This window comes from Brevibacillus fortis (genome assembly GCF_046196545.1).
GTDB lineage: Bacteria > Bacillota > Bacilli > Brevibacillales > Brevibacillaceae > Brevibacillus > Brevibacillus fortis_A.
Genome location: NZ_CP176370.1, coordinates 2357998 through 2377469, shown reverse-complemented (window position 1 = coordinate 2377469; position 19472 = coordinate 2357998). Strand labels below are relative to the sequence as shown.

Below are 19472 nucleotides of genomic sequence, written 5' to 3'. Positions count from 1 at the left end.
GAGAATCCTTTCCTAACCGTGTATTTTTCTGCGTAAGATGTCGGGGAGAGTGTGTCAGTGGCAGATTTTTAGCCACGATCTGCAAACGATTGATCACCAGGCTTACTCCTCAAGACGTTTGAGCAAATCCTTGGCGGAGGTCCGAGATACGGGAATACGCGGTCTTCCTTCTCCCTTCAAAATCAGGTTGTAGGCACCGTTGAACCATGGTTCAAGCTCGCTCACGAATTGAAGATTGACCAGATAGCTTTTGTGGGTACGGAAAAAGTCGTATGCGAAAAGCCTATCCGCCAGTTGTGTCAGGGTCATCCGCGTCGAGTAGGTTGCCGTTTGGGTGACGATTTGCACATATCGCTCCTCCCGCACTGCATATACAATCGTCGCTGGATCAATGACCACTAATCTGCTATTGTCTTCTACCAACAGCTTGGTTCGTTTTGTCTGGACAGGCTCTGCTTTTGGCTTGACCAGACGCTCGCGTATCCGTTGCATCGTTTCTACCAGACGCTTGGGCTCCGTAGGCTTCAACAAATAATCGACGGCGTACAGCTTAAACGCATCGATGGCAAATTCCTCGTACGCGGTGCAAAAAACGATGAGGGGGTGCTGCTTGCGTGAAGCCAGCATTCTTGCTGCCTGCGCTCCTTCCAGCTCAGGCATTTTCATATCGAGGAAGACGACATCCGGTTCGTGCACATCGACCATTTCCAACAGCTCTCGCCCGTTGGTGGCATAGGGCAGCAGTTCTACATCTCCTTCTTGTAGCAATAAATAGCTCAGTTCTTCGCGTGCTAGTCGTTCGTCTTCTGCAATCATGACGCGTATTGGCATCAGGCACTCACCTCTTTTGTAATCGGAATGGTAAAGGTAATCGTACTGCCGCCTTCTTGTTTATTGGCAAAATGAAGTTGGGCATTTTGTCCGCACAAGCTGATCAGACGTTGGTTGACATTATGGATGCCAATTCCGTTGCCCTCCTTACTCTCCATTGGCACCTTTCCCAGAACTGGCAGCAAGTTGTCGGGAAAGCCTTCGCCATTATCTTCGATTTGAAAAACAACGTGCACATCCTGCCGTTTCACATGGAGGATGATCTCACCGCCGTTCGTGATGTCGCGAACACCATGCTGAATGCAATTCTCAAATAACGGCTGCAACGTGCCAGGAGGAATAAGAGCTTCCTCTACCCCCGCATCAACGACCGTGCGAACGGCGAATTGCTCGGAAAATCTGATTTTGATAATTTCCAAATAAGCATGCAGGTGATCCAACTCCTGTCTCACGGTGACAAGCGGACTCGCTGTGAGCTTCAGGTTGAATCGCATGAACACGCCAAGCTGAATGGTCATATGCCGGGCTAGCTGCGGATCAATTCGTATCAAGGTCACAATTGAATTCAATGTGTTGAACAAAAAGTGAGGATGAATCTGTGCCTGTAGCATCCGTAACTCTGCATCCTTCATTAACCCTTTCATTTGCTCCGTGAGAGATAGGGTCAATTGATTGGAAATCAAGTTGCCAAGCCCTTTTGCTAGTGCTTCCTGGACTTTTCCTATTTGCTGCGGTCTCCGATAATAGAGTTTGATCAGGCCGACGACGCTGTCCCCCTCTTTAATCGGCACGAGAATCGCTGCATGCAGGTTACAATTTTTGCGCTTGCATCCGACACTCTCTCGCGTCAATCCCTTGTCGATTCCACCTCTATACAGAGCCCGCTTATCGAGCTCACTATTGAGCGCTTCTCCCGGATGATGATGATCTGCCCCTACTCCAACGTGCGCAAGAAGCTGTTCTCGGTCGGTTACCGCAACGGCTGCTGCTTTCGTTTCTTTTTGTAAGACGAGGGCTGCTGACTGAGCCGTTTGCGGTGTAAGCCCCCTTTTCAGGTGTGGCAAAATTCTTTCCGCTATCGTAAAGGAACGCTCTGCCTCAATGGCAGCCGAACGTTCTGCCTCTTGCAAGGCAACCCGTATCATCGTCGTAAAAATCGCAATCGAAACACTGTTCGTCAGCACCATTGGAATCCCAATCACGTTGACCATGGTTCGCGCCAACTCGGGCGGAGCTGCCATGATCAATAAAAGCGACATCTGAATAATGGGCGCGAACATGCCGATGAACATGGCTTTGGACGGAGAAATAACCCGCTCCTGTGAGAAAAAACGCGCGACGTATCCTGCCAGCAACCCCGTGATCGGTATCGACAAGCCCATCGGTGCTGCGGCGAACCCTCCCAATTGGAAGACATGAAGACCAGCAATGACACCTGCCCCCAGGCCAACGAGAGGCCCTCCGAGCAAACCTCCAATGACGACCCCTACCAAAGTAGAATTGGCAATAATTTCGTCATACGACAAACGAAAAATCCAAAACGCAGGAAGATAGCTTTCCCCTTGCACGACCACTCCTGCATATGTACCTGCAATCCCAAACAATCCGAACATGACGGAAAATGCGATTGACGTCCCTACGTGCAATTCTCGGTCTAAAAGCTGGCGAAACAACGGTGTCCTTGTCAAAATAAATGCTAGCGTCAAAAGAATGCCCATTCTTTCAATGAGCAATAACGTGAGATTGTCCACCGTAGCCTCCCTTAGTTTAAATCTTCTATAAATTCCGCATATTACCCTCATTTCCCTGCTGGACAGACAACCTCGCTAGGCTGATTGCATACGCTGTGTGTGCAATGCTTCAGGAGAAGGGTGATCATACCATGTGTGGAATTGTAGGATGGATTGATTGGGAAAAGGACTTATCTGGTGAACGTAATGTGCTGCAAAAAATGACCCAATGCCTCAAGGATCGAGGCCCTGATGCAGAAGGCTTTTGGCTGACTCCTCGTGCGGCCCTCGGTCATCGTCGCCTTGTGGTCGTAGACCCTGCTGGCGGACAGCAGCCTATGTCGGCTCTCAAAAACGAACATGCCTGCACCATGATTTACAATGGTGAATTGTATAATACCGAGGATTTGCGAGCAGAACTGCTTGCTTGCGGACATACTTTTCAATCTCATTCAGATACGGAGGTGCTTTTGCACACGTATTTGGAGTGGGGTCCAGAGTGTCTGCCAAAGCTAAACGGCATCTTTGCTTTTGCGATCTGGGACGAACGGGAACAAAGATTGTTTGTCGGCCGTGACCGTATGGGGGTTAAGCCGCTGTTTTATGCGCAAAGAGGCAGTTCATTTCTGCTTGCCTCCGAGCTAAAAGCCTTGCTCGCTCACCCCGAAGTCAAACCAGAGCTCTCTTGTGAAGGCTTGGCGGAGGTTTTCGGTATCAGTCCCGCTCGTACGCCTGGACATGGAGTTTTTCACAACGTACATGAGGTTCGACCTGGCTCCTATCTATTGGTGACACGTGATAGCGTCAAGCAAAAACGCTACTGGCACCTCGAAAGCCATCCACATACGGACGACCTGGAGACAACTGCTGAACGTGTCAGAGAGTTAGTCACGGATTCGATTGAACGTCAATTAGTTGCGGATGTGCCCGTTTCGACGCTCTTGTCAGGCGGGTTAGACTCGAGCATTATAACAGCTGTTGCGGCAGATCATTTTCAAAAAACAGGCCGCGGAACCCTGCACAGCTACTCCATCGATTACGTAGACAACCGAAAACATTTCAAGGCGAGTGCTTTTCAACCGAATGAAGATGAACCTTATGTGCAACTCGTTACAAAGTTTCTCGGAACCCAGCATCACACGATCGAGTTCGACACAGACGATTTGATTGAATCCCTGAAAACAGCGACACTCGCCCGCGACTTGCCGGGGATGGCTGACGTGGATGCGTCCCTTTACCTGTTTTGCCGCGAAATTAAAAAAGAGACGACCGTCGTCCTCTCTGGAGAATGCGCAGATGAAGTATTTGGCGGGTATCCGTGGTTTCATCGCGAGGAACTGCTGAATGCCGGAACGTTCCCTTGGTCAAGAGCGACGAAAGAACGTGCCTCCTGGCTATCACCTGATCTTCGTGATTGGGTCAAACCCGAGGAATACGTTGCCATGCGATATGAGGAATCTCTCGATGAAGTCCCACATCTCCCAGGCGAAGATCCAATTGAAGCTCGCCGACGGGAAATGTTTTATTTGAATATAACGTGGTTCATGAACACGCTGTTGGATCGCAAAGACCGAATGAGTATGGCGGCCAGTCTGGAAGCGCGCGTCCCGTTCTGTGACCACCGCATCGTGGAATACGTCTGGAACATCCCATGGGAAATGAAGACGCACGGGAATCGGGAAAAAGGAATATTGCGAAAAGCCATGGAAGGAATTTTGCCGGACGAGGTGCTGTATCGCAAGAAAAGCCCGTACCCGAAAACACATAATCCCGCCTATACGGAAGCCGTTCGCTCTTGGCTGTTGGATATAATCAACGACTCTTCCTCTCCCCTGCTTCAGCTGGTAGATGTTCCAACGATTCGAAAAATTGCCGAGTCAGATGCACAGGCTTCGAGCATTCCATTTTTCGGTCAGCTCATGAGTACACCCCAGTTGTTCGCCTATCTCGGCCAGCTGGACTATTGGCTGCGGGAGTACCGTGTTTCCATTCGAGCCTAAATACCAAAAGCTCCTCGCCCCTTATGATTCGGGGGAATTGAGGAGCTTTTCGTTACTTTTTAGTTCTTCCCCGTTGCTTGGTTCTACGTACGGGTTGGGCCTTCGGGTTGAGGGGAATGGTAGGAAGAGATTGATATCTCAGATCAAACTGCTCGCCTGAGCGTTTCATAATCGTGAACGTTTTGGTTGCGCCGACTCGGATCAATCGGTAGTCCACTCTTGTTTTTTTCCCTCCCCCGCTCAGTATCGCAGCCACGGTCCGATGATCCGGCAGATTCACTTTTATCTGCAACGACAGCACGGTTGCAGGAAAAGGTGGGATGTCACGATAAGGAACACAGAGCTTACCTTTTAGCATCCGCAAATGGAGATTCCGAATCATCACTTCCGTCAATTGCTTTCCCCAATACCGGCGGAAAATACGGGAGATTTTGCGTTTGGTGTTGTATTTTTCGGGCAATGGCGTGTAATCCACACCGTTTACGGTATAAACAGGCTTTCCTCTCGGCGAATTCGCGATCTGAGTCCAGACATGCTCTGCTGACGTGATAAACTGCTTGAGCCTCTGCAACTCATCCAAGGATTTCACCTCCTCCATAAACCGTATGGTGGTGGGCTTATGCTAGTACGCCCGATTTCAGCGTTCCAAACGTAACGGACAATAATTCTGAACATACATATAAATTGCAATCATATTATTGAGGTGATAGAATATAAACCGCTTTCACTTCTCTTGTCGGGAAGTGCGTTTTTTTGCCTTTTAAGTTTAGTACTATTTAATTTCTTGGAGGTTGTAATGAATTTCATCATTCCCATCGCTGGCTTACTCATCGTGATCGGGTTAGCATTGTTAGCGAGCAATGGACGTAAACAGGTCAAATACAAGCCGATCATCGTCATGATTGCTTTGCAATTTTTGCTTGCCTTTCTTCTTCTGCATACCAAGTTTGGGTTTATATTTGTTTCAGCCATTTCCAAATCGTTTGAAAAGCTTCTTGCTTTTGCGGCGGAAGGGATCAATTTCGTATTTGGCAATTTGGTAAACGACGGTCAAATGTCCTTTTTCCTTAGTGTATTGCTCCCAATCGTCTTTATTTCCGTCCTCATCGGTATTTTGCGGCACTTCAAGATTTTGCCGATTATCATGAAGGCAATTGGCTTTGTTTTGAGCAAAATTAACGGCATGGGTAGGCTGGAGTCTTACAACGCTGTCGCTTCCGCTATTGTCGGTCAAAATGAAGTATTCATCACTGTAAAAAAACAGCTCGGTTCCTTGCCGGAGCACCGTCTCTATACGCTGTGCGCATCAGCCATGTCCACTGTTTCGATGTCGATTGTCGGTGCGTACATGACGATGATTGAGCCGAAGTACGTCGTCACGGCCCTGTTCTTGAATCTGTTTGGCGGCTTTATAATCGCTTCGATCATCAACCCTTACACAGTGAACGAAGAAGAAGATTTACTGGAGATTCAAAGCAATGAAAAGCAGTCCTTTTTCGAAATGCTCGTCGAGTACATCATGGACGGCTTCAAGGTAGCAGTAGTCGTGGGCGCTATGCTGCTCGGTTTTGTTGCCTTGATCGCGGCTGTGAATAGCTTGTTCGGCATGATTTTCGGCTGGACGTTCCAAGAAATGCTCGGCTTCGTCTTCGCTCCTTTTGCCATCCTGATGGGCATTCCTTTTGCGGAAGCGATGACGGCTGGTAGTATCATGGCGACGAAGCTCGTAACGAACGAGTTTGTGGCGATGATCGAGCTGGGCAAAGTCGTATCTGAACTGAGCCCACGTACAGTAGGAATTCTCTCTGTCTTCCTCGTTTCGTTCGCGAACTTCTCCTCCATCGGTATTATCGCTGGTGCGGTGAAAGGGCTGAATGAGAAGCAATCCAATGTAGTCGCTCGCTTTGGGTTGAAGCTGTTGTTTGGTGCCACGCTGGTTAGTCTTTTGTCTGGTGTCGTCGTCAGCTTTGTCCTGTAAGTGACATGAGAAAGTGTCCCTCTGCCATGTGCAGTAGGGACACTTTTTTTATGGTTAATTGGAAGCTCTATTATCAGCGAATGATCTTTTCCACATCAACACGTCCAGAGAAAAACGTCGCTCCTCCGCCCATATCCGCGATTCGGTCTGGTGTGAGGGCATTTACATAATGCTTCGGACCTTCGTTGTCTGCCCATAAGCCTTGGCTCACGACGACACCCGAGAGAACATTTTCACCGACAGCTGCCACGAGCTCGCACTCTCCCCGCTCATTCCATATGCGGACCGTATCTCCATCACAAATGTCTAGAGCACTAGCATCCGTCACATTCATGTGTAAACGAGGTATTTTTTCCATCTTCTGATGTTTTTCATTATTCGAGAACGTGGAGTTCAAATAATTGTGATTGGGCCCTGGGACAAATAAATACGGGAAATCCCCATCATTTACCAATGGCGTATACGTCGGTAATGGGGGCAGCCCTCGTTTTGCCATTGCTTGCGAGTAAAGCTCAATTTTTCCACTTGGGGTGGGAAGGTGTTCCAAAAAGAAAGGTTCCCTATTGGCTTTGGCATATTGTTTTTCGACCAACGTTTCATACGTGATTCCTTCCAGATGAGGATTGCCGTGCCCCTCCAACGCCTGTCTGACCATCTCTGCATCACTGTCTTGAAAAACAGAATCGTCATATCCCATGGCAGCAGCCAGCAAGCGGAAAACATCCGTGTTGGACTTGCTCTCCCCAAATGGGGCGATCACCGGTTGCTGAAGTTGAATGTAATGATGCCAATACGACGTGTAAAAATCAGTATTTTCATAAGAAGAAGTCGCTGGCAAAACGATATCAGCATAGAGTGCCGTCTCCGTCAAAAATAAATCATGCACAACCGTGAACAAGTCCTCTCTCGCCAAGCCATGCCGCACTTTGTTTCCTTCCGGTGCGACAATGGCTGGATTGCTCGTATAGACGAAGAGCGATTTCACCGGCGGATCTGTATCGAGCAACGCTTTTCCAAGTTCATTCATGTTGATGACTCTCGTCTGTTTATTTGCCAGCAAATCTGGTCGCTGCACGGCAAGCTTGTTGTGCTCCAGGAAACCTTTATTCCCTTTATTGGCCCCACCGCCTTTGACAAGCCACTGCCCTGTCAGGGCCGGAAGACAAGCTATCGTCCTTACACACATTCCACCATTATCGTGATGCTGAATGCCATTTCCAATGCGAATAAAGGAGGGGGATGTGGTGCCATACATTCTGGCCAATTTGTAAATATCTTCGACAGGGACACCCGTTATGGCTGAAACGGTAGCAGGATCGTACGTCCGTACATGCTCCCTGAGCTCTTCATGTCCTACCGTATACTTCTCCATAAAGGCTGAATCTACCAAGTTTTCAGCAAAAAGCACATGCATGATACCCAAAGCCAAAGCCGTGTCTGTTCCAGGCAAAATCGGGATAAACCAATCAGCCCATCGACCCGTCTGATTTTTATGGACATCAATCACGACGATTTTCGCCCCATTTTTTCGAGCCTGTTCCGCAAACACCACTTGATGCATGTTGGTGCTAACCGTATTGATCCCCCACATGATAAACAGCTGGGTATGAACGGTGTCTTCCGGATCTGTTCCAAAGGCTCCGCCCATCGTGTAGCTGTACCCTACAGCCCCTGCACTGTTGCATATCGTACGGTCAAGTTGACTAGCCCCCATACGATGGAAAAAACGGCGATCCATTCCTTCCACACTAATCCGCCCCATGTTCCCGTAAAAGCTGTAAGGCAAAATGCTCTCGGGACCGTCTGAGTCGATCAAGGCACGCCAGCGTTCGGTTATGGTAGTGATGGCTTCCTCCCAACTGATTCGAACAAACTCCCCGCTCCCTTTTTTGCCAATACGCTTCAACGGATGCGTGAGTCGCTTGGGATCGTAAATGCGCGCTGTCATGTTGCGGACTTTGTTGCAAATATTCCCCTTCGTCACCGGATGGTTCGGATCCCCTTCGATTTTGACGATTTTCCCCTCTTTTTTATGAAGGAGCAATCCACATTGGTCCGGGCAATCAAGTGAACAGACTGCTGGAAAAACACCGTTTTCCTGGGTCGTATAAGTCATGGGGCTTCCCTCTTTCTCATAACAGTAATCGCTTCTATACGCTATTATAATCGATAGAAAAAAGAAGGCACTACCCCTGTGCGAATGATAGATCTTTACGGTGTTGATAGGTGCGGTTGTAGGTTTTTAGTAGGTAGCTATCACAAAATCAACTATACCAACCCGATGAATCGGATCATTGGTAGGCTACCCCTACCACCGCACACCTCTACTTTTCCGAGGTCAACTCCATCGACTTCATCCCAGACTATGACCTGCTTAAAATGTTATATCTCGTAACGATAGATGTCCTACGAAAATGGACGGGGCGAGACCTATCGGTTTTCTTTTTAGGATCGCGTACATCCACACATCCGTTAACAAACAAAGAAAGGTTTCACCCCCGAAGGGATTGTCTTTCTCTGCACCAACGTGTCAAGGGTTCGCTTCGCCTTACGCCCTTCACCTTGTTGGTTCCATGAAAGGTGTCCCAATTAGGGGATGAAACCTTTTTAATATCGGTTGATTGAGTTTACAAAAAAACCCCTACAGACTCGAGAACCTTGTTAGAATTTATCCAACAAGGTCCTCCTACTCTATTCAACTAAGTTTACATGAAATCGGTTCTTTAATTCTGACCATGTGGCATTAAGAAATTCAACCTTGTTCGTAAACCCAATATAATGCTCAAAATTTTCTTCGTCAAAAGTTGCATAATATTCTTGTTGGAATATCACATTCGAGTATTTCGAAAAGTCGTCGCCCTCTTTCACAACAACACATCGAAATAAACTGTCGATATCTATCGCTTTTATAATCTCGTCCTTTGTCTTTACTGAGAACCAAATAATATTTGGTGGTGTATTATTAGGTTTGTCCCAGTGAGGAATTGTCTCTTCCCACGGCAATACCCATTCTGAATTAGTAAATAGACGTCTTTCATTGATGAATTCTTGAATCTCCCACTCAAATAAATGAAGATTTCTCTCATAGAAAGAGAATAACAGCAAGGAATCGTTTTCTATTAGAAAACTAAGAATTTGAGCAACTTCCTCAGTTGACACATTATGTTTTAGCATTCCAATTGATTTTATTAAGTTAAGTTCCATGCTATCCTCCTAATCGTTGAAATAGAAATGTTGGTCTGATCTAGTTCTCCCTGTGTTTGGATCAATATATTGAAAGTGAGGTCGGTCATATTAGTTAAGATCGATTACATCTTTTTTGGAAAGAATGAATAGCTTTCTTTAAGATTACATTGGAAGAGCTGTTCTAGTGCTTTCTATATACTTAAAATCACTCAAACCAGTTTTCATTTTACTATCACTTTAAATCCTCTTTCGTTTTTCTCTGCATCAGTAAATACTTGGAGTAATTTTTCTGCGTAATCGCCTAGATATTCAACACTTTTTTCATAATTCAACCATTCAATCGTTAGAGGTAATTCAATCCACGCAGTTAAACATTCCCATAGCGAATCGTGATTATTTCCCCAATACGTATGGTCATAATATTCAGGTTCTACTAGTTTGCTTCTCAGAATGCTGTGTAAATTATCCCTAGAAGTAAATTCCTCACCGTTAATTTTTATGATCTTCATTTTGGCATTCTACCTCCAAAACTCATTTAATGGCAGTTGGCTGTTATGCCATCAGCGTCAAATATGGCTACCAAATCACTAATTTTTGTTCTTTGCCATACAGCCTGGAATGCTACACAATCAAATCATATTCTTCCGTCACAATATCCACTCGATCAATCGAGATCTTTGCCTGCCAAATATAATTCGGAAAGCACGGTTTCTTTCAAAATTTTAGATTTCGCCAAACGTCCATCGTCTTTGAATTCGCGTCCATTCTTTTTGTAGCGATGATGCACCGTTTTTTTGAAATGATATTCAGCCGAATCTTCGCCATTGTCAAAGCTACATTTGTTCGAACCTGTAATATGTAACGCTAATGGGTTAAAATTCAAACATTTATGTGCGTACAGGCATATTAAAGGAACATCATACAGGGATGATTAGGGTTAAGTTCATTCAGTACGTTCCGCCCAATTTATTCGGCACTGGGTAGTATTCATTTTACTCAAAAAGAACCACCCTACGCCGGTTAAGGCGCAGAGTGGCGCTAAGTTAATAGATCCTAATGACAGTAGAAGGAGTTTTGAATTTGTTATTTCCGAAATAAACCAAAGAAAAGATTAGTTACCTGCAATGTTAAATTAATGATTCATATGAAACTTTATTATCTTTCATAATCTTTTCTATTTTTGGGAACACTTCAGATAAAAAGCTACCTCTCGCCTTTTCAGAGATGTATAAGCATATACCTTCATCGGTCTCTTCTAGCGTCATAGCAAAACTATAATTGTTAATATTTTTATTTCCAGATTCAGTGACAATACATGCACAAAAAACCTTTATCTCGTTCAAGATTTCCAAATTATTTTTTGGCTTAAACCAAAGAATTTCCCTAGTTAACTTTGGCCACCAAAACCATGTATCAATTGAACCAATTAATACCTTGCGCTCTTCTATAAATTTCATATACTCTCTATCTGTTGTTTTTACTGGCCCAGCAAATAAGAAAAATTCATCTTTATCTAGAAAGCAATTAAATATTTCGAAATATAATTCTGCTCGAAAAGGTAAAATAGAATCTTCAATTAGAAAATACGGTCTAGATTCCTTAAAGTATATCATTTGTCACCCCTCCATTAGTAGTAATGGTTATTATGTATAATCTTCTGGAGAACAATTAAAAAGGACCCTGAATGATGAACTGACCCCTCTTTTATTGATTAAGTTACAAATTCATTAGCTTCTTCATCATAGAAGTACCAAAATGGATTCTTTCCTAAAAAATACTTCTTCGAAAATTGCTCTATAAATATGGGCAACATCACTCGGGCACATACCACGTGATGGATCTTCGACAGAAAGATAGCTATCCCCGCTTATATTTTCAATAAAGTAACAATTAGTTCTTTGACGTGGATATATTCTCTTTTAAACCGCCTTCCAATCAAAGGCTACTCATTTAATCCCGTATTCTCCTATCATCTTGGATACGACTGCGGTGCGAGTCGTTGTTGATCCTTTTTTACTGGAGGTACATACGGTTCAACAGTCACTGGAATACCAAGTCTCTGTTTGTGTTCGTCCAACGTCGGAGTATCAGGATATATGTTGTCTAGAGTAATTTTGAATGGTTCTTCGACTGTTCCCCTATACGGATTATATTGGAGCGGCATATTGAACGACCCACCGCCGTAACTGCTCGTCGTTGTATAGGTCGTCTCTTCATAATGTATCCTAGTTGGCTCAACTGTAAAGGACATCTGAACGTCTGGACCATCCGATTGTCTCGATGATTTGGAAGGCTTTTTGAGCGTTTTCTTTGGTTGCTTATTTGATGCCGTCTGTAGGGACTTTTTCGATGACTGCTTTTTCGCTTCTGTGCCAGGCTTACTTGCTACCAACTTTGATGGGGTTGACTGAACTACTGGTTGTTCAACCGGATACGCCGATACATTGGTTGGCCTCGTCCCTTGATTGGCTAAATCCATAACCGGAGTCGTAACTGACAAAAGCGAAGCCGAAGTCGTTTGCGTTGCTTTTTGGACGCTTTTCGTGTTTTTCTGATCGGCTTTTACTTCCTTATTCAATGTTGGCCACAGGTATGCATTGAAACCTAGCAACGCAACCATAAGCGTGATTCCTGCAACTTTTTTCATTATCACATTCTCCGTTGCTGTTAAATTTGAAGTGTAAAAAGCATGAGGACTATAGAACTACAATAAGGAAATTATACGTTATCAGGCTAATAATTTCCAGAATAATGGCCTGAACCCTATTTCTACGCTTTAACAAAACGCTATTCTAATCCTGGATGTATGCTTCTAGTAATGCAATCATTTCACGATTCCCCAACATTCTTGCCTCTGCGATTGGGGTCCCTAACTTGGTTGGGTGTTCAGGAGCATACTGTGTTGCAAGTATCGGATCGGCTCCGTAATTCAATATTTCAGCCTCTGTTTTTACGGTATATTTATTAACGACAATCGTTTTCTGATGATGATGATTATTTTTTTAGATGACTTTGATACCACTTTAGATTCTGTCATACTTTGTAGCACTATAGTCCAAGTGCCCAAGCAAATAAATAACCACACTAAACAGTAAACTCCGTTTCAACTTAATTGACATGTCTTTATGACCACATGATTAGGTAAATTATGCCACATCAGCATTTCAGTTAGGCTTAAAGTGGTCCGAATCTTTAAAATGAGAATCATTTAAACCTCTTTGTAGGCGCACTCTTTACGTTTGCCATATAGCACGATGAGGGATACTAACAAGTAGTTGATAGAAAGCCTAGGTGTTCACTGAAAATAATGTATTAGACTCGAAAAATAAAGGGTACCGGCAATATGAAAAAACTCGTGTTCCTTAGCGTACAGGAATACGAGTTTTTTATTACATCCAAGTCACATTTGGTTGGCGGTACCACCCAAAAAATACCATGTAGGCTGTGGCCACGTTTACCACAAGAGGTACAATTCGTAACAAGCGATTTGCTACTTCTGATTATCTTCAGGAAGTAGCGAATATTCTAAACCCATAAAACTAGCTACGGAGAGCTTTTCTTCGTTGCTGACCTGAAATCGGTAATTAGCAGGAGACAATAGCGCCTGTTCATCATCTTCCGTCAAATTTTCTTTTAGCTTTAGCTGTTGCGAAATCGTATACCGATTCTCTTTACTGTTGAACTCAATTTGAACGTGTGAAGGAGTCTCAGCAAGCAAATTTTTAATGGTCTCGTTGCCTGGCATATCTGCAAACGTAAAGTAAATGGGTTTTTCCGTATGCATCATTTTTTCTCTTAAATCGTCCGAAATTAAGATTCGTAACGTGAGTTCTGCCGAATTACCGTTTTTTGTTATTTGAAGCACGGATGTTTTTAGATTCTCCCCTGTAATTTCTTCGAAATAATCGTAGACAGTTACATATGACTTCTCTTTAGGGACTGTTACTGCCTCGCTACAGCCACTAAGAAGAACTATGAACAGAAGGAGAAGTATATGGAGAGGTCGGATCATAGATCTTTTGATTTTTTACTAGAATACTCTTTGTACGAGTATTTGACGTTAACGTAGTTAGAATCTACTACTCTGCCTTGAAAATATTCGTTTAAGCTTCCAGTTGTTTTTACGGCTTTTGATCCGTATTCAACGGTTGTAATCGTACGCTTTGGTATGACCCAACTGTGGGTTGTTTCTACAATGTCTTCATCTCCAAAGGAAACTTCTGCATTAATCCCCACTTTTCCCTCTATTATCCTCCAGTTGACTTTCGTCTCGGCTTCCACGCCTATTTTTCCGGTTAGAAATGTTTTTCTTGTAACCTTCCTTGAAAAGGTATCGTTTTCGCTACTATCGTTCTCAATATCAGCTTCATAAGATTTTGCTTTGTATAGGTCCTTCTTAGACATTTCATATACTTTGCCAGTCATATCATTGCCTAAGGGACCAATCTTAGATGAATCACTCTTTGTAAGGTCATCTGTAAAATCATACTCTACTGGGTTCTCATATACACGTTCAACGATTTTTAAGTTACCTATTTTAATAGTCTCACCTTGAGATACTGCGAAAGCAGAGCCAGCTCCAGATACAACTAAACTGCTAAGTAAGAGAGTTGCGAAAGAAATTTTCTTAATATTCATTTTACCCTCCTGCATATTGTTAGAAATTTTAAATCCAAGGCAATTATAACATATATTTCCAAATTAGGTTTCTATAACCTTAATTCAAATAAAACCTTATCTACTTTTTTTCTTTTTTTTGCATCATTCTTGATTGAATTACCAGAATGTACTGATCCAATTGCTGACTTAATTCCACGACTTCATCATCCAACAAATCATTTTTCTCCAAAAACAATTGCACCAGTTGTTCCCGTAATTGTTCCACAATGTTTTTCAAATGATCTACATCGTGATAAGTTCCTCCTTCCTGATCTAACGCTAGCGTGTTACATTTACTTATAGGAGCTGTATCTGCTCCTCCTGCGGGCGTTCCTTTAACCTGGCAAAGGGGTGGAACGCCCTTTTTATATGCAATAGCTCCTATGGTTATCGCCTCCCTTATTTTAACAATAGATACATTTATAACTATACTGCAATTTCCCAAATTCACTGTTCTTAGAAAAATGGGAAAATAACAAAAGCATCCCTTTTTTGTTTGGGATGCTTTTTCGAACCCTTTATCAAACTCTATTTAGCCTCCTACGCCGTGATGATATTGCATAACTTGAGGAGGAGAAACAGCAGAAATAGATGGCGTTTCGCTTCCTATAGAAGCCTGGCCAACACTGGAAAATAGCCCAAAACTCAAAGCCATGGATAACAAAACAAAAAATTTCTTCATATTCACACTCTCCCTTCTAAAATGGCTTCATAGCGATCTTTTTGCTCATTTGTTGCGTGTGGCAAGTGTTTCCAAAACTTTGTGACACAACGTTTAAATCCTTGGTGATAGGTCATTTTGTCAGATAAATCCAGGCACATCAGTAACTGATCTATCGCTTGTGACGTGTTTCCTTTTCTAAATTCATATTCAGTCTTTTGATCCCAAAAGTGAAAATTCTGACTCAAATTAATAGGATTCTGATGGTCATGAAAGCTGGATAGATTGGCAGAATAACGATGTAGTAGCTCATCTATACAAAAATTATGTTTATTGGCTGCTTCGATGATAGTCAACATCCCAGGGAGAATTTCATTTGGATGTTCCTTTAAGAAAGCAACATACTCTGATAGGATACTCACGTTTCCCTTCTTCAAGTTAAGCCCATATAAGTTAGCCCTGCCCCATATATTGAATTTCTTTACTTCTTTATGCCCTATCTCATCTAACAGTTCAAACCAAGTAAGATCAGTATATTCGATCACGTGTTTTTCCGCTTCTTCATATTGTTCTTGCATTGTCAGAGCAACTCCTTTTAACAAGGAGCTTTGGCCATAGTACACAACTAGATGACGTTCCGTATGTAACATTTCATCCATTTTACCGCTCTCTTTCTTGCTTAGTTGATCCTGATAGACTGCAATAGCTAAGGTCCGTAATTCGTCAGCATATTTTTCAACATCTTTCCACTTCTGCAACATGTAGCACGCATTGGCTAGATGTAGCAACGCGCCCAATTGGTGATGTTCGGATAATCTGTTCCGATAGGGTTCAAACCGTGTGACCGCTTTCCAGTTGTCTTCAGGGCTTGTACCTTGTAACGCACGAAATAACCGATATTGACTTATCAGAAAGTGATCCGAATGACTATCTTTTTCCGTTTCAATCACTAGCTGATAAAAAGGGACTGACATAGCCTTTCCACCAGTTTGAAATAATTGCTCTGCAACAGTGAAGAGAATGGAAACGTTTTTAGGGTTCTCTAGCAATCTTGAGACAACCACATCAATACAATCCTGACGCCCGATCTCGGCACATCGAACCAAGTAAGGGATCAAACGTGGACGCGAAATTTTTTCCTCGGCTATGCACTCTTCCGGGTATAACTCGTACAACCAACCAGGAGCCTTTTTAAAGACCTTAGCCAACGTGTCAAGCTGACCAATTGTAATGGCACGTGGTGGATTGCTATTAAGGATCTCACTCAAATGTCCGGGATTAACACCACTCAATTCACTGAGTTTACTAAGTGTATATCCGTTCTCTTTTATATTTCTATCTATTTCAGAGCGTATCGATTTTTGTGTTGTTTTTCTTGTTTCCATACTAAAAGAAATCCCCCTTAGTAGTGTACATAAGAAACACTTAACTTCCCACATTTTATAATCGTCGCAAGCATTTGTGAATATTTACCATAAATTCCCCTTGAACTTACTTACGATCCGTCAATTATATTACTCATGCATGGAGTTCACATCCTTCTATGAATTTTCATTCCACTTTCATCTTAGTTTTTAGAGGTTATCAAAATGTAAATGCTTGGCAATAATAGTAAGTATAATACGTGTATTTTAATTCGCCAAGTATCGTGGGTCATCAAAAATTCGCTAACAGGTTAACATATGAGTAAACGATTCAAGGAGAGCTTCCAAGAATTGAAACTAAAAGATGCCCGAATAGAAAAGAAATTATCCCAGGAAAAAATAAGCAGAATCATAAACGTTTCCTTGAAACACTATCAGAACATTGAATACGGGATTACCAATCCCACTGTTACGATTGCGCTACATATTTGCGAAGTTCTCGACATCGATCCAAGAGAAGTTGACGAGTGGAAAGACAGACGTATACCTAACTAAGAGCGGTTTCCTATGGGAAATGCAAAATTCAACCATAAGGTTAAATAAGCAAAAAAGCCGGATTACCGTGGGGTAATTCGGCTTTTTACTTATCGAGAGTTCTGTTCACAGACATATTTTTCACGCGAAGTCGACTGATATAATTATTCTTGGTCATAATTATCTTTTTTTTGAACCTATGTTACTAGATCAACGAGAGAAACCATTTCAGTTGTCAAGAGGCCCCCGAGGCAATAAAAAGGACACCATCAGTCGATGGCGCCCCTTTGTCTACGATTTCAGAAATCCCAATCCAGCAAGTCCTCCAGCAGTTCGCGGGAAAATGCTAATTGCTCCGGTGTGTATTTATCCAAAAAGCTCATAAATCGCTGCTCAATGTCCTGATGCATCCGATGATGAATCTTATACAGCTTTTGTCCTTTTGCAGTTAGCCGATAGTACACTTCTTTCTTATTATCAACCAGCTGTTGCCTTTTAATTAAATCAAGCTTCCATAACTTTTTGCTGATCCGCGTTATGGACCCTTTCGTTAAATTGACTTTTTCCGAAATCGTGGTGACATTGATGGGACCATGATCCCCGATGCAGGCGATGAAATGAATTTCGGATAGCGTTAGGTTTAGCTTCATCCCCATCTCGGATTCCAGCATCTGCATCTCTTCTGCCATTCGCGCAGTCAATTTGCTTTCTCGCAGCTCTTGCTGCGTGACTAGCTGAATGTAAAGCTGTATGATCCTTTGCTTGGAAAGTTCTGTGCTTTGCATATCATGTCTCCTAGTTAACCATCTCCTCTCCATTATATACTGATTGTTTCGAGAAAAACAATTTCATTTTGTTTTGCGCAAAACAATCGTGTTGTAATCAATTATGTCCGCACCAGTGGATGATTCCTTTCCGAATCGCTTCCATCGGATTAGACTCCTCCTGGGAAACCGCCCATGCGACATATCCATCCGGTCGAATCAACGCGGTATGTACATCATGCCAATCAGCAGCTTCCTTCGCAAGCGAAGCGCGAACGACATGAACATGCTTGTATTTCGACCAATCTACAGCATCGTCCAATCGTTCATCCGAGCCGAAATGGAGCAAGAGGAATGAACCGGAATGAAAAAGCTCGTATGCATTCTGGCACTCATCGTTCTCCAGACGCAGATTCAACTCTGTAAAACGCCGACCATTCAATACATGCGGCTGCATCTCCCCATCCGATTCATACTGGACATTGAACGCAGAGATTTGGGTAGCCAGCCGATAATTTGCCTCGGGTATTTGCAGTAGGTTGGACACCATATTCCTCAATGCGTTGATGGTTGGTGAGAATTCTGAACCACCGAATAGCAGCGACTGCACCTGTGTATTCGTTAGCAATGCGGTATTGATAGGGAAACGCTCTGCATGATAGCTGTCCAACAGCCAATCCGGTGCCCAGCCTTTTAAATGGGCTGCCAGCTTCCACCCTAGGTTGATTGCCTCTTGCAGGCCTACGTTCATCCCCTGTCCTCCGGCTGGAAAATGAATATGCGCCGCATCTCCCACCAGGAAAATCCGTCCTTCCCGATAACGCTGAGCTTGCAAGGTTGCATTGCCAAAACGAGTCATCCAAAACGGATCGGAAATTCCTAAATCGTCTCCAAGAATACGCAGTAAACTAGCGCGCAATTCTTCCAATGTAACGGGTTCTTCCTTTGGCACTGCCATTCGCTCCGGATCGATCAGCACCACCCGATGCATCCCTTTTGGCAAGGGTACAATCATGACCAAACCTTGCTCATTAAAGTAGGAAGGAACTCCCGATTCCGGCGGATTTTTCAAAACAACATCTCCTTGCATAGCCGTAAAAGTCGCATTCTTACCGATAAACGGAATGCCTGCCTGCTTGCGGACAATGCTGGCAGCGCCATCTGCACCGACCACATAGAGTGCCGTCAGTACAGCCTTTCCATTCGGCCCGACAGCCTCAACCTCAGCCCCCTGCTGATCTTGGTGTACTGCCAATACCTCCACTTCCCTGCGTATTTCCACCCCTAGACTTTTTGCCCACTCCTCTAGTACCTTCTCCGTGTCATGTTGGGGAATAATCAGTGTGTAGTTGGAGGAAGAATCCAAAACGGAAAAATCCAAGCGGGTATCAAGTGCTGCAAAATGCCCTGTCGCAATCGGCTTTCCTCTATCAAGTAATTTCGCTTTCAACCCGCGCATATCCAGGATTTCCAGTGTGCGCGGATGTACAGTGAGTGCGCGAGAATAAGGGGTTGTTTCCCTTAAGCGCTCAAGCACGCACACCTTCACTTTGGCCAACGCCAGCTCTGCAGCCAGCATCATTCCAACTGGTCCACCGCCAACAATAATTACCTCATAATCGAATTGCATGGAAACCACTCCTCTATTTTTGTTTTGCACGAAACAATATGAATATATCACATCCTCTTTTAATTGAAAATGTTTTTCAATTAAATACTTACTAAAGACTATGCCGACAAATGAAAAGGCGACCCCTTCTCGAAA

At 43.7% G+C, this 19472-nt stretch carries 18 protein-coding genes; 3 read left to right on the top strand and 15 right to left on the bottom strand.

Translation table 11 applies throughout. The features are described 5' to 3' along the window. Window positions 1-102 precede the first annotated feature (102 nt). A complete protein-coding gene (locus ACKKE8_RS12280) occupies window positions 103-831 on the bottom strand; it encodes a LytR/AlgR family response regulator transcription factor (RefSeq protein ID WP_409178397.1) in 729 nt (242 codons plus the stop codon). Next, a complete protein-coding gene (locus tag ACKKE8_RS12275) occupies window positions 831-2582 on the bottom strand; it encodes a LytS/YhcK type 5TM receptor domain-containing protein (protein ID WP_409178396.1) in 1752 nt (583 codons plus the stop codon). The genes ACKKE8_RS12280 and ACKKE8_RS12275 overlap by 1 nt, the downstream gene beginning before the upstream one ends. A gap of 131 nt (window positions 2583-2713) precedes the next feature. Here ACKKE8_RS12275 and asnB point away from each other — a divergent pair, with 131 nt between their 5' ends. Next, a complete protein-coding gene (gene asnB / locus ACKKE8_RS12270; RefSeq protein WP_409178395.1) occupies window positions 2714-4561 on the top strand; it encodes an asparagine synthase (glutamine-hydrolyzing) in 1848 nt (615 codons plus the stop codon). A gap of 52 nt (window positions 4562-4613) precedes the next feature. On the opposite strand, the gene ACKKE8_RS12265 is transcribed toward asnB, so the two are convergent. After that, window positions 4614-5150: a DL-endopeptidase inhibitor IseA family protein gene (locus tag ACKKE8_RS12265; protein WP_409178394.1), complete on the bottom strand. Its 537-nt coding sequence runs from the start codon at window positions 5148-5150 to the stop codon at window positions 4614-4616. 207 nt (window positions 5151-5357) lie between these two features. Between ACKKE8_RS12265 and ACKKE8_RS12260 the strand changes: the two genes are divergently transcribed. After that, a complete protein-coding gene (locus tag ACKKE8_RS12260) occupies window positions 5358-6539 on the top strand; it encodes a NupC/NupG family nucleoside CNT transporter (RefSeq protein ID WP_409178393.1) in 1182 nt (393 codons plus the stop codon). A 73-nt stretch (window positions 6540-6612) separates the two neighbouring features. On the opposite strand, the gene ACKKE8_RS12255 is transcribed toward ACKKE8_RS12260, so the two are convergent. The 10 genes from ACKKE8_RS12255 to ACKKE8_RS12210 form a co-directional block, all read right to left on the bottom strand. Further along, entirely contained in the window at window positions 6613-8655 is a 2043-nt protein-coding gene (locus tag ACKKE8_RS12255) for a molybdopterin-dependent oxidoreductase (RefSeq protein WP_409178392.1), read from the bottom strand. Window positions 8656-9230: 575 nt separating this feature from the next. Further along, window positions 9231-9743 (bottom strand): hypothetical protein, encoded by a 513-nt coding sequence (locus tag ACKKE8_RS12250; protein ID WP_409178391.1) that lies wholly within the window; start codon window positions 9741-9743, stop codon window positions 9231-9233. A gap of 203 nt (window positions 9744-9946) precedes the next feature. Continuing rightward, window positions 9947-10234 (bottom strand): barstar family protein, encoded by a 288-nt coding sequence (locus ACKKE8_RS12245; protein WP_409178390.1) that lies wholly within the window; start codon window positions 10232-10234, stop codon window positions 9947-9949. A 618-nt stretch (window positions 10235-10852) separates the two neighbouring features. After that, window positions 10853-11338 carry a hypothetical protein gene (locus tag ACKKE8_RS12240; protein ID WP_409178389.1) on the bottom strand — a complete coding sequence of 162 codons (486 nt, stop codon included), beginning with the start codon at window positions 11336-11338 and terminating at the stop codon, window positions 10853-10855. Between the two features lie 356 nt (window positions 11339-11694). Then, window positions 11695-12372 carry a hypothetical protein gene (locus ACKKE8_RS12235; protein WP_409178388.1) on the bottom strand — a complete coding sequence of 226 codons (678 nt, stop codon included), beginning with the start codon at window positions 12370-12372 and terminating at the stop codon, window positions 11695-11697. Between the two features lie 843 nt (window positions 12373-13215). Then, window positions 13216-13590: a hypothetical protein gene (locus ACKKE8_RS12230; protein ID WP_238543318.1), complete on the bottom strand. Its 375-nt coding sequence runs from the start codon at window positions 13588-13590 to the stop codon at window positions 13216-13218. A 143-nt stretch (window positions 13591-13733) separates the two neighbouring features. Beyond that, window positions 13734-14363 (bottom strand): hypothetical protein, encoded by a 630-nt coding sequence (locus ACKKE8_RS12225; protein WP_376897387.1) that lies wholly within the window; start codon window positions 14361-14363, stop codon window positions 13734-13736. A 100-nt stretch (window positions 14364-14463) separates the two neighbouring features. Beyond that, window positions 14464-14622 carry an aspartyl-phosphate phosphatase Spo0E family protein gene (locus ACKKE8_RS12220; protein WP_409178387.1) on the bottom strand — a complete coding sequence of 53 codons (159 nt, stop codon included), beginning with the start codon at window positions 14620-14622 and terminating at the stop codon, window positions 14464-14466. A 294-nt stretch (window positions 14623-14916) separates the two neighbouring features. Then, complete coding sequence (locus tag ACKKE8_RS12215; protein WP_409178386.1) at window positions 14917-15066, bottom strand: hypothetical protein; 150 nt, start codon at window positions 15064-15066, stop codon at window positions 14917-14919. A gap of 2 nt (window positions 15067-15068) precedes the next feature. After that, a complete protein-coding gene (locus ACKKE8_RS12210; protein WP_409178385.1) occupies window positions 15069-16430 on the bottom strand; it encodes a helix-turn-helix domain-containing protein in 1362 nt (453 codons plus the stop codon). A 330-nt stretch (window positions 16431-16760) separates the two neighbouring features. Here ACKKE8_RS12210 and ACKKE8_RS12205 point away from each other — a divergent pair, with 330 nt between their 5' ends. After that, complete coding sequence (locus tag ACKKE8_RS12205) at window positions 16761-16964, top strand: helix-turn-helix domain-containing protein (protein ID WP_409178384.1); 204 nt, start codon at window positions 16761-16763, stop codon at window positions 16962-16964. 278 nt (window positions 16965-17242) lie between these two features. Here ACKKE8_RS12205 and ACKKE8_RS12200 read toward each other — a convergent pair whose 3' ends face one another. Together ACKKE8_RS12200 and ACKKE8_RS12195 are read right to left on the bottom strand one after the other, a co-directional pair. After that, window positions 17243-17728: a MarR family transcriptional regulator gene (locus ACKKE8_RS12200; protein WP_409178383.1), complete on the bottom strand. Its 486-nt coding sequence runs from the start codon at window positions 17726-17728 to the stop codon at window positions 17243-17245. Window positions 17729-17825: 97 nt separating this feature from the next. Beyond that, window positions 17826-19337 (bottom strand): monooxygenase, encoded by a 1512-nt coding sequence (locus ACKKE8_RS12195; protein WP_409178382.1) that lies wholly within the window; start codon window positions 19335-19337, stop codon window positions 17826-17828. Window positions 19338-19472 lie beyond the last annotated feature (135 nt).